The 13,460-nt window shown below is 55.3% G+C and carries 14 protein-coding genes; 2 read left to right on the plus strand and 12 right to left on the minus strand.

Features of this window, described 5'->3' with window-relative positions; translation table 11 throughout:
* Window positions 1–448 precede the first annotated feature (448 nt).
* Window positions 449–1,297 (plus strand): response regulator transcription factor, encoded by an 849-nt coding sequence (locus tag GOV80_RS18520; protein WP_170773817.1) that lies wholly within the window; start codon window positions 449–451, stop codon window positions 1,295–1,297.
* Window positions 1,297–1,776 (plus strand): A24 family peptidase, encoded by a 480-nt coding sequence (locus GOV80_RS18525; RefSeq protein WP_170786933.1) that lies wholly within the window; start codon window positions 1,297–1,299, stop codon window positions 1,774–1,776. The genes GOV80_RS18520 and GOV80_RS18525 overlap by 1 nt, the downstream gene beginning before the upstream one ends.
* Before the next feature lie 13 nt (window positions 1,777–1,789).
* Here GOV80_RS18525 and GOV80_RS18530 read toward each other — a convergent pair whose 3' ends face one another.
* From GOV80_RS18530 to urtC, 12 genes are all read right to left on the minus strand, one after another.
* Window positions 1,790–2,779, minus strand: a complete 990-nt coding sequence (locus GOV80_RS18530; protein ID WP_170786935.1) for a type II secretion system F family protein — start codon at window positions 2,777–2,779, stop codon at window positions 1,790–1,792.
* A gap of 12 nt (window positions 2,780–2,791) precedes the next feature.
* A complete protein-coding gene (locus GOV80_RS18535; protein WP_170786937.1) occupies window positions 2,792–3,817 on the minus strand; it encodes a type II secretion system F family protein in 1,026 nt (341 codons plus the stop codon).
* Window positions 3,818–3,831: 14 nt separating this feature from the next.
* Window positions 3,832–5,229, minus strand: a complete 1,398-nt coding sequence (locus GOV80_RS18540) for a TadA family conjugal transfer-associated ATPase (RefSeq protein ID WP_170786940.1) — start codon at window positions 5,227–5,229, stop codon at window positions 3,832–3,834.
* Between the two features lie 47 nt (window positions 5,230–5,276).
* Window positions 5,277–6,482, minus strand: coding sequence for a CpaE/TadZ family protein (locus tag GOV80_RS18545; RefSeq protein WP_170786942.1), 1,206 nt, complete (start codon window positions 6,480–6,482; stop codon window positions 5,277–5,279).
* Between the two features lie 11 nt (window positions 6,483–6,493).
* Complete coding sequence (locus GOV80_RS18550; RefSeq protein WP_170786944.1) at window positions 6,494–7,135, minus strand: TadE/TadG family type IV pilus assembly protein; 642 nt, start codon at window positions 7,133–7,135, stop codon at window positions 6,494–6,496.
* A complete protein-coding gene (locus GOV80_RS18555) occupies window positions 7,132–7,620 on the minus strand; it encodes a TadE/TadG family type IV pilus assembly protein (protein ID WP_170786946.1) in 489 nt (162 codons plus the stop codon). Before GOV80_RS18555 ends, GOV80_RS18550 begins: the two co-directional genes overlap by 4 nt.
* 8 nt (window positions 7,621–7,628) lie before the next feature.
* A complete protein-coding gene (locus GOV80_RS18560; RefSeq protein WP_170786949.1) occupies window positions 7,629–9,146 on the minus strand; it encodes a pilus assembly protein TadG-related protein in 1,518 nt (505 codons plus the stop codon).
* A gap of 28 nt (window positions 9,147–9,174) precedes the next feature.
* Complete coding sequence (cpaB, locus tag GOV80_RS18565; protein ID WP_170786951.1) at window positions 9,175–10,026, minus strand: Flp pilus assembly protein CpaB; 852 nt, start codon at window positions 10,024–10,026, stop codon at window positions 9,175–9,177.
* Between the two features lie 263 nt (window positions 10,027–10,289).
* Complete coding sequence (locus tag GOV80_RS18570) at window positions 10,290–10,493, minus strand: Flp family type IVb pilin (RefSeq protein ID WP_170786953.1); 204 nt, start codon at window positions 10,491–10,493, stop codon at window positions 10,290–10,292.
* A 299-nt stretch (window positions 10,494–10,792) separates the two neighbouring features.
* Entirely contained in the window at window positions 10,793–11,488 is a 696-nt protein-coding gene (gene urtE / locus GOV80_RS18575) for an urea ABC transporter ATP-binding subunit UrtE (RefSeq protein WP_170786955.1), read from the minus strand.
* Between the two features lie 3 nt (window positions 11,489–11,491).
* Entirely contained in the window at window positions 11,492–12,232 is a 741-nt protein-coding gene (gene urtD, locus GOV80_RS18580) for an urea ABC transporter ATP-binding protein UrtD (RefSeq protein WP_170786957.1), read from the minus strand.
* A complete protein-coding gene (urtC, locus tag GOV80_RS18585; RefSeq protein WP_170786959.1) occupies window positions 12,229–13,458 on the minus strand; it encodes an urea ABC transporter permease subunit UrtC in 1,230 nt (409 codons plus the stop codon). The genes urtD and urtC overlap by 4 nt, the downstream gene beginning before the upstream one ends.
* Between the last annotated feature and the right edge of the window lie 2 nt (window positions 13,459–13,460).

Below are 13,460 nucleotides of genomic sequence, written 5' to 3' on the forward strand. Positions count from 1 at the left end.
ACAGTTTCAAAGCATCGGGCTTCAATCGCAACACACCTACGCCTATGACGACACATCGGGCCAGCAGGATTTTCTGATTGGAGCGCACCTATCACACTATTTCCATTGAAAATATCGAGGCTTACACCAACTGCCTTTCGCTTTGAGAAACGACGCCACGGCAGCCGTTTTGCTCAGATTTTAACGCGAGAGCCGCCATATCTGGGGCATAGAACGCATCTCTGATTAAGGCTTCTAAAGATACATTTCGATACTTTACAACCGTTTGTCTCCGACATTCGACCAATAAGACACATGATTAGATGCACCGCTAGGATATATGTAATGTTAATTTTCGGTTCATGTACGATTGGTAGGATTTTTGGACTATTGAAGAATCGGTTGAGGCGAAAATACAATTCGTGCCATTAGCCAGTAAGTTGTTTTAACCAGTGTGGAACGGTAACTCATGATTGGGGGGAAAGCTCATAGCGGTGCGTGGCTGCCAAACGCGCAACATGCCAGAGCGATCATCAATTTCATTCATTGGAGTCAGGGCGGTCTTGTATTGGACGCCGCGCTGAATGGTATTGCCGAAGCATTTGGCGCCGAATGCGCCGTAATCAGCCGTCTGTGGCTGAACAAGGGTTCTCATCGCGTTGCCGCCAGGGCTGACACCCGAGATCCTGCCCATTGCCGTCCTCTATTCCTGTCTTTCGCGAATGACGCGTTGGGGCCGTTTCGCAATATGCCCAAGCGGGCCTCGGTCTTTAGTCTGGTTGAAGATGGCGAAGACCCGAGCGATCTTTCCCCCGTCCTGACCGAGTGGATTTCACATCGCAGCCTTTCGGACATTCTGTTTGTCTGTCTTGATCACCAGGGCGGTGAGATTGACTTCTTAGAGCTGCATTTCGGGCGCAACCCGGAACCGGGTTTCAAAGAGGCAATTGAACAAATTGCACCCCAATTGTCCGAAACATTCCAAAGTCGCCGTCCCGGTCTGGTAACCGAAGCGCTGTCGCGCCAGTCGGTTGCGACCATTCGGAAAAGTAGCACGGAAAACGTTGCGATTCTCAGCACCGACAACCCGACTGGCCTGACGCGGGCTGAGTGGCGGGTCTGTGTACTGGTATCTCGAGGATTGTCCTCGCAGGCTATTGGCGCCGAGTTGGACATTGGCGCTGCTACTGTCAGGACACACCTCAAGCATATCTATTCCAAAACAGGTCTGGACAACTTCCATATGCTGGCCCGTCGGCTAGTATCCGTTGAAGAGCGTGAAGCTCTGCATGGGAAGCAGCATCAAGCAAGGGCTTAATGCCACAACTGGACTGGCAAAACTGGATCTCGCTTTGGCTGTTCGCACCTCTGTTCGTGGCAACGGCCTGGACCGATTTCACCCAGCTTCGCATCCCTAATCTGTATTGCCTGATTGGCCTAGGCCTATGCCTTGTCGCGGCCCCGTTTCTGGACTGGAATACTTTGCTGATCCGGCTGCTGATCGGCGCTGCATGTTTTGTGGTTTGCCTAGGGCTTTTTGCGCTGAACTGGTTGGGAGGTGGGGACGCCAAGATGTTGCCTGTTGTTTTTTTGGCCATGCCCCCAAGCGCCGTGCCATTGTATATGATTGTATTTTCCGCAGCCATGGCTCTTGGTTTGATCGGGATGTCGCTCTTTCGGCGCTACGCCAAGCGTTTATCCCCTAAATTTGAGTCGACAGCGCAATCACGAGAGTTTCCAATGGGCGTCGCCATAGGGGCGTCAGGCCTGGTCATGATTACGCTGTCTGTGTTTTAATTGTCCTAGTCGCTTAGTTACCTGCTGCTAACGAGCTAGAATAGCGGATAACAACCGGGGCCAGGATCAATCCTGCAAGAGCCGGTAGCATCAACATTGCCATTACGCCAGACATCTTGACCGGCAGCTTGTTTGCCATCTCTTGCGCTCTGAGTTCGCGTAGTTCCCGCATCTCGTCAGCGTATGTTTTCAATGCGGAAGCAAGTGGCACACCAAATCGCGTCGATTGCAGAACAACACTGACAAAGGAACTCATTTCTTCAATTCCGGTTCGGCGCGCCATGCGCATTAAGGCTGCATCACGGTCACGGCCCGCTTGAATTTCACTCAGAGCAACTAGAATTTCTTCCGACAATTCTGGCGAAACAAGCTGCAACTCTACCGCCACTTTTAGCAAAGCCTGATCGAACCCCATTCCAGCCTCGACACCAATCTGAAGCAAGTCCAGCATATTTGGGAAAGCGTTTTCCATCAAACGGCGGCGTTCTTTGATACGCGAGTTCATCCAAAGCTGCGGAACGAAGAAGCCAATGGCACAAAGGATCACGACATTGCGTAGGATAGAAAGCACATCCAGCCCAGACACATAGTCTGCGATCCGCGCCCCAATGCTCGTCGGAAGTTGCCAACTCAATAACGCCAAAAAGATCATGGGCAAAGACGTCGCTAGCGCCAGGCGAACTGCATAGTATCCTGCTATCGCGTTCTTGCCACGAAATCCAGATTGCGCCAACACCTGCCCCACTTCGAATCGCAGGTTGGCATCAGCGGGTATTAAGGCTGCAGTCAGACCAGTTGGAGCTGGGTCTTCACCTCTATCGATATTGACGCGTGCCAAGTTTTGCCTCGGTCGGCTTGGCACCATACGGTCTGCTGCCGACGAGCGCTCGTTCAGCGAAGACGAAATACCAAAGAAAGCAATGAACGCCCCGGCAATCACTAGAAGAAAAATCAAAGCTTGAAGGGCAAACTCATTTTGCAGCAAAGAGTCTAAAAGTTGCATCGCAAACGCTCCTTATATCCGGAAATTCACGAGTTTGAACATAACGATGGCGTTCAGGACAATCGCAGCTGCGATAACTCCCATCACCGGCCAAAAAGACGGTGCGTCCATTACATCTCCGTAGTAAGACGGCGACAAGATCGTCATGGCCACCGCAATCACCACCGGAATAGACGATAGAATGTAAGCTGTCATACGCCCTTCGGCTGAGATGGCCTTGATCTTACGGCGCAAAGACATGCGCGCTCGGATCACCTGGGCGAGGGTCTTAAGGATTCCGGCTAGATCGCCGCCGGAACCATGCTGCATCATTAAAGCAACCGCCAGATATCGGACGTCTTCCTCGTCAACTCGATCAGCCATATTTTTCATCGCCTCGGTCAATTCCTCGCCAAAGGCTACCTGATCGACAACGAGACCGAACTCTGTTCCAATAGGATCAGGCATTTCTTCAGAAACGCTCTGAAGTGTCGTGTTTAACGGATGACCAACTTTTAGACCTCTCGACATCAAATCCAACGCGTCGGGCAGTTGCTTAATCAATGCTGCCTTTTGCCGTCTCAGCGCGGATCCGAGAAAAATCAAAGGAGCGATTATGAACAAGAGGATAGAAATCGGGATGACCTGAAGTGGATTTGCAACCATTGTGCCACCGATGGCACTAATCAGAAACGCAACACCACACCCGATCAGAAACATTTCCGGAACCATGTTCAACCCAGCTGCCTTCAAAGCGGCCGGCAAATCACCCACAAAGGGAAACTTGCGCAGGATTGGGCGCGTCTCCTGAGGTTTGAGAAGGTTGAGAACATCTTCGCCAGTCTTGCCTTCGTTCAGCATCTGAATACGGCGGTTTATCGCTTCTTCCCGGTTTTCACCGCGACGGGAAAACTGACGAATACCTTCAAAAGCGATAAGAGCGCCAAGAAAAATCACTAGTGCGATAATAAAGCGGACATCAAACCCGGCGACTTCCATTTCGGGGCCGACGATCGTGCTTAGATCCAGGTTTTCTATAAAAGCGCGAAGCTGTTCCATACCGCTGGCCCTCCTTAGTTGAACTGGATCGAGGACATGTCGATCCCGGCAGCGGCCAGAGCATCGCTGGACTTCGGACGGATGCCGGTCGGCATAAAGCGACCCTTAACCTTGCCGTTCTCGTCCTTGCCTTCGCGTTTGAAGACAAAAATGTCTTGCATGGTGACGATTTCGCCCTCCATACCAGTGACTTCGGCGATCGAGGTTACGCGGCGGGTACCATCGGACAGGCGGTTCAGCTGCAACACGAAGTGAATGGCCGAGGCAATAGTTGCACGAATGGCCGAGTGCGGCAGCTCCATACCACCCATCTGAACCATCTGTTCAACACGAGACAGGGCGTCCCGAGGGCTGTTGGCGTGGACCGTAGTCATTGAACCATCGTGGCCAGTGTTCATCGCCTGCAGCATGTCGAACGCCTCAGAACCGCGCACTTCGCCCACCACGATGCGATCAGGGCGCATCCGCAGAGCGTTGCGGACCAGATCACGCTGTGCAACGGCACCGGTTCCGTCCAGACCTGCCGGGCGGGTTTCCATACGCAGTACATGTTCCTGCTGCAGCTGCAATTCGGCCGCGTCTTCGATGGTCACGATGCGTTCGCTCCCACCTATATAGGTTGAAAGTGCATTCAGCATCGTGGTCTTACCAGAGCCGGTGCCACCCGAGATCAGAATGTTCATCTTGGCCTCGACCAGACCGCGCAGCAGCGACGCCGCGCTATCATTCAACGCGCCATTGTTCACAAGGCGCTGCATAGTCAGAGGCACGCGGGCAAACTTACGGATAGACAGCGCGGGCCCGTCCAGCGCACAAGGCCGGATGATCGCATTCACACGGCTGCCATCCTCAAGACGCGCATCCACCCAAGGTTGACGTTCGTCGATACGGCGACCAACGCGGCTGACGATCTTGTCGATGATACGCAACAGGTGACGTTCATCACGGAACCGAGCCGGGGTTTTCTCAAGAATACCGGCGCGTTCTACGAAAATCTGCTGATGGCCGTTCACAAGGATATCGTTGATTGTCGGATCGGCCAGCAAAGGTTCAAGCGGGCCAAGGCCCAGAACCTCATGCATCAGCTCTTCGACCAGTTGTTTGACCTCTTCGCTGCGCATGGCGCGGCCTTCGTGGCGCAACAGCTCGGTGGCATGTTTGCCGATCTCACCGCGCAGCGTGTCTTCTTCAACCTTGTCGATCACCGCCAGGTTCAACTTGTCCAGCAGCGAATTGTGCATCCGCGCTTTCAGGTCGATGCGATCCATCTCTCTGGCGTGCTTGGTCGCCTTTTTCTCGGCTTCAAACACAACCGTATCCGAAGCTTTTTCAGAAACCTGCTTCGTTTCCAGCGGAACGACCTTCGCGGCGTTCGAAGTTGTGCGACCTGTCCTGTCAAATTCACGAAACATGTTCTTAAACCTTTACTACTTTTTACTTCACGTCTGCGGATATACGGTTACGAGTTGCCAACACGCGGCGGCATGGCAGCGCGGGCATCATCGGCCAGTTTCTTGATCGCCCGCGTTGCAGGCGCACGGTTGGAAACATCTTGCAACGGGATGCCTCGGTCCACCGATTCACGGACCGTGCGGTCGTCCTTGGGCACCCAATGGGCAAAATCCTGTTCCAGCAACTTGGCCGCTGCGCGGTGATGAGCTGCGGGCAGCAGAGGTTTCTTTTCAAGGCTCGCCACAAGTTGGATATCGATGGCGGGGTTCTCGCTTTGATAGAAATCCATCAATTTGCGGGCCGATCGCACCGACGGGACGGCGACATCCGTCACCAGATACAGTCTGTCGGCCTGCGTCAGCACCGGAGTGATCCATTCCACCAGCGCCCGTGGCAGGTCGACGACCACATAATCATGGGTCCGCTTCAGGTTATCCAGAATAGCCGTGATCTGGTCTTCCTGAATGGCCGACAGCGGGCCATAGCGCGAGGGTGCGGCCAGAACGTCGACACCGCAGGGTGCCTTGACCATGGCCTGTTCCAAAAACGCACCGTCTGGGATGCTTTCATCCATCGCCATGCGCCACATCGCGTCGCTTTCTTCCACGTCCATCAGCGCCGCGATCGACCCGAACTGGAAATCCAGATCCACAACCGCAACCTCATTGGTCGCTTTCTTCTTGAAGAAACCCTCCTTGGCCTGCAACTCGTTTGCCATATTCGCAGCCACCAGCGAGGACCCAACCCCGCCACGCGACTTGGCAACCGCAATCACCTTGCCGAGAGTTGCATGTCCACTCCAAACGGTGGGCAGTTGCGCCTGACGGCGGTTGCGGATCGCATCCACCTGCGGCACGATCTCTTCGTTGATGGCATTTCGGGGCAATACCTCGTCCACGCCCAGTTTCGTAAGCTGCCGCGCTTTTTCCAGCGGTAGATCTTCGGGGGCCAGCGCGATGATAATGGCATTGGGCATCCGCGCATCGCAGATATTCTGCGCCGTCTTCAACGCACCATCGGCGTCATCTTCGACATCGAACAGGACAACATCATGCAAAGACGCAAGGTTTGCGGCCTTTCCATTGACGCCGGACACCGTTTCTTTCCGACCGGTAAAGCTGCAATTCTCCTGATCCGCCAGAGATCCTTCGATGGCCGAGTAAATCTCTTCATCGGGCGAAATCAAAAACACTGAAATCTGCTTGGAATTCATTATCTTACTCCTTACTCTACCGCCCCGACAGCCAGGTCTTCGGCAGGAACCGAAGTGCTCATCGCGGGAAGGGAAATACTGTTCGGGGTATTGGACGTGACCGCCGGATTGCCCGAGGCCAACGCAGCCAGACCAGCCAGCGGCATTACGAAATTGAAATCGACACCGATCAAATCAGCCGTCACGACCGGGGTATAGGGACCACCTAGGAATCCCAGACGGGCATCATGTGAATAAGTGAACTGTACATTCGCAGGTCCTGTGCCCGGCGGCAACAGAGGACCGATCTGGTTCCAGATGCGCGCGCCGTACGGGGTCGAAGTATCCAGCGTGCACGGCGCCGGAAGATTGGGGACAGCGCAAATGCCACCATTGCTTCGGCACAAGGCCCCAAAACGGGTATTCGCATCTCCACCAGGGCCCAGTGTGTGAGTTGCCGGCAACGCTCCACATTGCGGTGGGCCAACCGTCGCCAAACGGGCAGCGGTGTGCATCGCTTTTTGCGACGCCGTCGTCGACCAGTAAAGACGCCCGTAGTCTACGACCCCGAAAATCAGGAACAGAAAAAGCGGGATGACGATTGCCAACTCGACCAAAGCGGCACCACGCTGATTGCGGGCAAACGCTTGTAGGATATGAAGAACCTGGTTCATACGCCATACACCCTGCTTTGATCCGCAACTTGGAAATTCAACGCGCCAACCCCGTCACCAAAAAAGTCAAAAATTCCACCAAATATCAAATCAATGCGTACATCGGCCGTAACCTCGACCACCGAGGTGGGATTCAAACGATAGTCACCAGCCCGCTCGAAACAAGCGAAAGACACATCCGACAAAATTGCGCCTGCCGGAATTACAGTCGACCCATCCAATTGTGTTTCAACAATATCAGTCGCCAAATCTTCCAAATCCTGAAAATCGCCGGGGGTCCCCGTCTCGCACAGATCCAATGGTGCAATACGCGCAATCATTCGCGAAGCGTCGCGGACCCCGGCGGATGTGGATTGGTGTATCCATGTGATCCTGCCCCCTTCGATGATCACCGCCAAGAACAGCAAGATCAGGGGCATGACCAGTGCGAATTCGACCATCGGAGCACCGGATTCACAGCGCTTGAGTCGTGAGATAAGGGACATCAGACGTTTCACCGGTACAACCTCACGACATCACGGAAGATACCTTCGTCAATACCGGTTCCGGCGCCACCGACCTGTTCGACCACTTCGACGTAGATATCGAAATCAGTTCCCGAGGTTTGCTCCAGTGGCTGGATCAGAAAGACTTTTACGAATTCCTGCACCGGCACGTCTACGGCGCGACCTACAACTGGATTGGTATCGCAATCGATAGCGGCGGCGATGAATGTGCGGCGATCAGGGTCAGGGTTCGTTGTGCTCGCACATTGCCGACGACCCGTTTCACTGCGTCCCTCAAGAATGTCACGGCCAGCGAACTTGGTAATCTCATCCAGATACATCTGGTAGCGCGTGTTGCCGGTAGGCAAGCTTATGGTCCCATCAGCAATCAGCGGATGCGGTTGCAGCGGGTTTAAAGGGTCTGTTCCAGTACCATAGTTCGTCGCCAAATAGGCGGCTCTCCCATCATCCCAGTCCCCATCACCGAAGCGGCCGGCACCTTCGGGCACCAATGTGGCGCAGTTTCCGGCATCAAAACAGTCGTCGCGCGGGAACGGCATGGTGTCATCTGAAATCGTTGGATTGTTTTTCAAGCACTGGCCGGTCGGATTCTCCCACCCAGCAATAACTTGAGGACCAGGGGCATAGGCCGGATCATTCCGCAAGCTGTTCATCGTTGCGAGGAATAAATCAAAACGAGAGTTATAGATGGCCGAACCAATACCGTTCCGTTGCCCCGGTTCCGTGTCCACCCCACGCTGCGACACACACTTAGTCAAGTTGCCCTCGGCGGCGATAAGACAGATATAAAGGCTTGATCCATTCAAACCCGCACAGGGGCCGTTGGGATTGATCCCAATATCTTGAGGGTCAAGAAAGCCGAAGTTTCCAGGACCCCAGGCCGAGTCGTTGCCACCGGTACGCAACTGGATAGCCTGACCGACATTTGCGTTAGCCGTCCAGCCGCCCGGAATGCAAAACATCAAGGGGGTCACGTCACAGGCAAATCCTGTATACCCAGCAATCGCTGTGGCACCGACTTGTTCATTCGGAGCAGGGGCCCCCAACAACGCAGCCAAACCACGTGTAAAGGGCAGGAGAACGGTTCGCGGCGTTGCTTGCACCTCGACCATGATGGCTGCACTCGCATCGTTGGTCAAAAACCCGTCTACCGCGTCATCATCATCCGGGTCGACAGCAGGGTCCGGCAAACCGGTCAGAAAGCGCAGGCTGAAATCGGCAGCCGAGTCCAGCGTCTGATCCCCATCGGCAAAGAACTGGCGATCCGCGATCATGTTCTCGGCGGCTGCACGCGCGCGGGTAATAGCGTCGGCATTGCCGTCAAGTTCGCCTGCCGCGGCCAATGCCACATGGTCGGCATAAGACTGCAGGTCGGTCTGGGTCGAGGCCATACGGCCAAGGTCAAAGGTCAAGGCGGCGAAGCCGAGGATCATGGCCAGGCTAAGTGCCACAAAAATCAGGATCGTTCCGTCTTCTTCTTTCTGGAACTTGGAAACAAAAGTCATCGTTTACCCTCCCTGACCCTGACTAGCATCAATTCACGGTGCTGGATGTGTCCGTAAGCGGAACCTCGTCGTCGGTTGCCGTAATAGTTACCTTCTCTTCCTGAACGTCCGAGATACCGCGACGCACTTTCACAACAGGTTGCGGGGTACCATCTTCGACTGGTGATTTTTCCAGCAGGATGTCGCTCAAACGTACAGCCTCAAGAGGTTTGTTTTCAGTCTCATCCAGTGAACGCAGAGACAGGCTCAGCTGTCCGGCCTTCTGTGCCAGGGCCAATCGCTGGCTTTGTTCCGGAGTCACCTCGACGGTAACGGTCCGCGCAATGCCAGGTCTGTCAATTTCTTCATCGGCTTGCTGGTCGACACCAATTATGCGGATATTTTGAAGGATCGTAATGGCGCGCAACTCCTCATCTCGCCCGCGCGTCAGAACAATGTCGATATAGTCACCAGGGGTTACAAACCCACCGACGCCGGTTTGCGCATTTACGTTGATCGCCATGGCACGATTACCTTCGCCAAGCGTCTGCACGATGGTAACTTTTTCGCCAAATTCTGATACTTTCGAAGCAAGAAGAATTTCACCCTGGGCCAATGCGCGTTTGGCCCGGCGCGGTTCTCCACCCGCCGTGGGAAGAACATCGTTGTAATTGGTAAAGACACCAACGGGCACTGCTTCGGCTGGCCACTCGATCGTAGTCAATTTATGACTTTCAATCGGGCTTCCAAACGGAATGTCTTCTGATACAGCCACAACCCGCACGATACTCGCATCCACAGCTGCTGCTTGGTTTCGCTCAAGCTGGTCTTGGGTCCAGAGCACAGCGCCTCCAGCGAGACCAATACCGAAGATAGACATTAATAGAGATTTAACGCGCATTTTGCCCTCCAATTTCCGAAAGTAATAATGGCTGTCAGGTTTGGGCGGTGTTCAAAAAGACTGAGCAGTTTAGCATTCACTCTGACGCATTTTACCATCTACGTGTTGCTCCCGCCCCTTCAAAAAGGCGGGGGCAACTTCACTAACGTCAGCTCTGCGGCGCTTAGTTTACTTCCTAACAAGTGTGCTTGGTATCTCGTGACAAAATGTAACAAGACATAGCCCAACCAACTACCGTGACTGCTGCAGAACAAACTATAATATTAGGGTGCCGGAACCACCGCGCGAACATCGCTAAGAACATTTGCCGCATCATCAAAGTTGGCCGAGGTGTCTTCCGCGATGCTAATCAGTGCAGTACCGCCAACAATAACGGCGAGCAGCAGGGCCACGCCATATTCGACCAGGGTCGCACCGCGCTCGTCTTTGCGCAGCTTCAGAAAGAAATTGCGAATAGTATTCGACATAATTTTTACTCCAGACTGTTTTACCAAGTGCGAAATCCGCACGCTTACGAGGTACCAGGCAGCATCCCCGTTAATAGAATGTTTACCAGCCGTGAACCTTTAGAGCCTCCCCACAAACGAAAAGGTTTTCCCGTATAACGGGAATTTTTTGTCGTTTAAGGCGGATTTGTGACCTTGCTCTTGCGTTGAATCAGCGATTCGACCGGTGATTCCCGCTTATTTCACACCGCAAACACATTTATGGCCGATCTGAGGACACAGATCGGCCACATTTGCCCCCAATTCGCGGATTGGGTGTGCTACACGGTCACGCCTTGCAGGACCTGCTCGCGCGACAACTCCTGCCGCGATCCCTGCATCAAAATCTCACCGCGCCTCAGAACAACGAAGCGGTCGGCGAGGTCATAGGCGAAATCGAAATACTGCTCGACCAGAACGATCGCCATCTCACCTCTAGAGCGCAGATGGCGAATGACCTCACCGATCTGCTGGATGATGTTGGGCTGAATACCCTCGGTAGGTTCATCCAGCAGCAGCAGGCTGGGTTTGGTGATCAGGGCACGTGCGATGGCGAGTTGTTGTTGCTGGCCACCTGACAGATCACCTCCGCGGCGGTTCTGCATTTTCTTGAGAACCGGGAACAAGTCGAAAATCTCATCGGGGATAAAGTGTTCGCTGGACGGCAGGCAGGCAAAGCCAGTTTCCAGATTTTCGCGCACAGTCAGCAGGGGAAAGATCTCGCGCCCCTGGGGAACGTATGCCACCCCCTTCCACGCCATTTTATGCGCCGGAAAGGGCGGGAGGGCCTCACCATTCAGCTCCAGCGTACCGCCAGAGCGGGGATGCGTGCCCGAGATTGCCTTGATCAGGCTGGTCTTTCCGACACCATTGGTGCCCATCACGCAGGTCACCTCACCCTGCGCGGCTTGCATCGAAACACCGTGCAGGATTTGCGAATGCCCGTAGTGCAGGGTCAGATCGTTCAGTTTCAGCATCGCCTAGCGCCCCAGATAGACGTCAATGACGTCCTGATTTGATGTCACGTGGTCCAAGGACCCCTCGGCCAGAACCGAGCCCTCGTGCAACACAGTCACCTTGCAGTTCAGACGGCGGACAAACTCCATATCATGCTCCACCACAACCACGGCGCGGGTCTTGGCGGCCTGCACCAGAATATCGGTGGTGTGTTCGCGTTCCTGCGGGGTCATCCCGGCAGCGGGTTCGTCTACCAAAAGCAAGCGCGGCTCTTGTGCCAGAAGCATCCCAATCTCAAGCCATTGCTTCTGCCCGTGGCTGAGTTCGCCCGATTTGCGGGTCAACTCGTCCTTCAAGCCGATCTCGGCGGCCAGTTCCTCGACTTTCTCCAGATCGCCCTTTGAAGGGCGGTAGAACAGCACGCCCAACCATCCGCGTTTGTTCTTCAACGCCATCAGCAGGTTTTCCTGCACGCTCTGATCTTCGAACACGGTGGGTTTCTGGAATTTCCGCCCGATCCCGGCCTGCGCGATCGTGGCCTCACTCATGCGCAGTAGGGAAACGGATTTCTCGCCCCAGATGACGCGGCCTTCGTCGGGTCGGGTTTTGCCTGTGACGATATCCATGAAAGTGGTCTTGCCCGCACCGTTCGGCCCGATCACGGCGCGCAGTTCCGCGTTGCCGATCTGGAACGACAGGTTGTTGATGGCGCGGAACCCGTCAAAGGTGACGGAAACGCCGCTGACTTCTAGCAGAGTGCTCATTCCGTGGCCTCCTTTTCGCGCAACGCGCTTTCATCAGGCCCCAGGGCCGCACCGTGGCGCTGCGGTGCCCTGCGGTTGGTCCAGAGGTCGAACAGCCCCCCGATCCCTTGTGGGGCGAACAGTGTGACCAGCACGAAGGACACGCCCAGCAGCACCTGCCACCAGTCAACCCATTTGATTGTATAGAAGCCCAGCGGGATGTCCGGGGCCTGCCCGCCGGTGAACCATGTGCTAAGCAGACTGACGAACGCCGCGCCGATGACGGCACCGTACAGGCGACCGCGCCCGCCGATGGCGACCCAAACGGCCAGATAGATCGAGGCGATGGGGGCCATTTCCTCGGGGTTGATAATGCCTGCCTGCGGATAATAGAGTGCGCCCGCGATGGCGGCGATGCAGGCGGTCAGAGTGAAGACGGCCAGCTTGTAGACCTCGACCGAATAGCCGAGGAACCGCACCCGCGCCTCGTTATCGCGGATGCCGCGAATGACCGAGCCGAACTTGCCCGACACCACCCATGCCGCCAGCAAATAGCCCAGCCCCAAGGCCAGTGCCGAGGCCCAAAGGAACCAGATCGACACCACGTCCTGCGAGACGGTGACACCCGGCAGGTTCTGTAGGCCCGACAGGCCATTGTTGCCGCGCAAGCCACTGTCGTTCTGAAACAGGTACAGCGCCAGTGCCAAAGTCATCGCTTGGGTCAGGATCGACAGGTAGACGCCCGTCACCCGACTGCGGAACGCCAGCCAACCAAAGATCAGCGCCAGCAGGCCAGGTACCAGCACCACCAGTACCAGCTGCAGGAACAGGCTGTCCGAGAAGGCCCAGATCAACGGGAACTCGGACGACCCGACCACACCGAAGATCTGCGTGCCGATGGCGTCCACGACCTCGGATGACGTCGGAGGGATTTCGGCTTGCGACAGTGACTCGACCACGATCAGCCGCGTGCGTTCATACATCAGCCACATGCCGATCATGTAACCGCCCAGCCCGAAAAAGGCGAAATGGCCGAGGGACAGGATGCCGGTGAAACCCCAGACCAGATCCATCGCCACGGCAATCAGGCACAGGCACAGGGTTTTTCCCAGCGTCTTGACGAAACTGGTCGAGATCACGCCGATCCCGAACCCTTCGGACAGGACGGTGACGCCTAGAGTGAACAGGGACAGGATGGCCAGAAAGACCAGCACCGATGGGTTTTTGGCGACAAAGCTGCGTTCCATGG

Source organism: Ruegeria lacuscaerulensis (assembly GCF_013034685.1).
Taxonomy (GTDB): domain Bacteria; phylum Pseudomonadota; class Alphaproteobacteria; order Rhodobacterales; family Rhodobacteraceae; genus Ruegeria; species Ruegeria lacuscaerulensis_B.

What these genes read in the sequence shown, in the direction of transcription:
- GOV80_RS18520 (WP_170773817.1), top strand. Translation starts at nt 449, where the DNA reads ATGATTGGGGGGAAAGCTCATAGCGGTGCGTGGCTGCCAAACGCGCAA.
- GOV80_RS18525 (WP_170786933.1), top strand. Translation starts at nt 1,297, where the DNA reads ATGCCACAACTGGACTGGCAAAACTGGATCTCGCTTTGGCTGTTCGCA.
- GOV80_RS18530 (WP_170786935.1), bottom strand. Translation starts at nt 2,779, where the DNA reads ATGCAACTTTTAGACTCTTTGCTGCAAAATGAGTTTGCCCTTCAAGCT.
- GOV80_RS18535 (WP_170786937.1), bottom strand. Translation starts at nt 3,817, where the DNA reads ATGGAACAGCTTCGCGCTTTTATAGAAAACCTGGATCTAAGCACGATC.
- GOV80_RS18540 (WP_170786940.1), bottom strand. Translation starts at nt 5,229, where the DNA reads ATGTTTCGTGAATTTGACAGGACAGGTCGCACAACTTCGAACGCCGCG.
- GOV80_RS18545 (WP_170786942.1), bottom strand. Translation starts at nt 6,482, where the DNA reads ATGAATTCCAAGCAGATTTCAGTGTTTTTGATTTCGCCCGATGAAGAG.
- GOV80_RS18550 (WP_170786944.1), bottom strand. Translation starts at nt 7,135, where the DNA reads ATGAACCAGGTTCTTCATATCCTACAAGCGTTTGCCCGCAATCAGCGT.
- GOV80_RS18555 (WP_170786946.1), bottom strand. Translation starts at nt 7,620, where the DNA reads ATGTCCCTTATCTCACGACTCAAGCGCTGTGAATCCGGTGCTCCGATG.
- GOV80_RS18560 (WP_170786949.1), bottom strand. Translation starts at nt 9,146, where the DNA reads ATGACTTTTGTTTCCAAGTTCCAGAAAGAAGAAGACGGAACGATCCTG.
- cpaB (WP_170786951.1), bottom strand. Translation starts at nt 10,026, where the DNA reads ATGCGCGTTAAATCTCTATTAATGTCTATCTTCGGTATTGGTCTCGCT.
- GOV80_RS18570 (WP_170786953.1), bottom strand. Translation starts at nt 10,493, where the DNA reads ATGTCGAATACTATTCGCAATTTCTTTCTGAAGCTGCGCAAAGACGAG.
- urtE (WP_170786955.1), bottom strand. Translation starts at nt 11,488, where the DNA reads ATGCTGAAACTGAACGATCTGACCCTGCACTACGGGCATTCGCAAATC.
- urtD (WP_170786957.1), bottom strand. Translation starts at nt 12,232, where the DNA reads ATGAGCACTCTGCTAGAAGTCAGCGGCGTTTCCGTCACCTTTGACGGG.
- urtC (WP_170786959.1), bottom strand. Translation starts at nt 13,458, where the DNA reads ATGGAACGCAGCTTTGTCGCCAAAAACCCATCGGTGCTGGTCTTTCTG.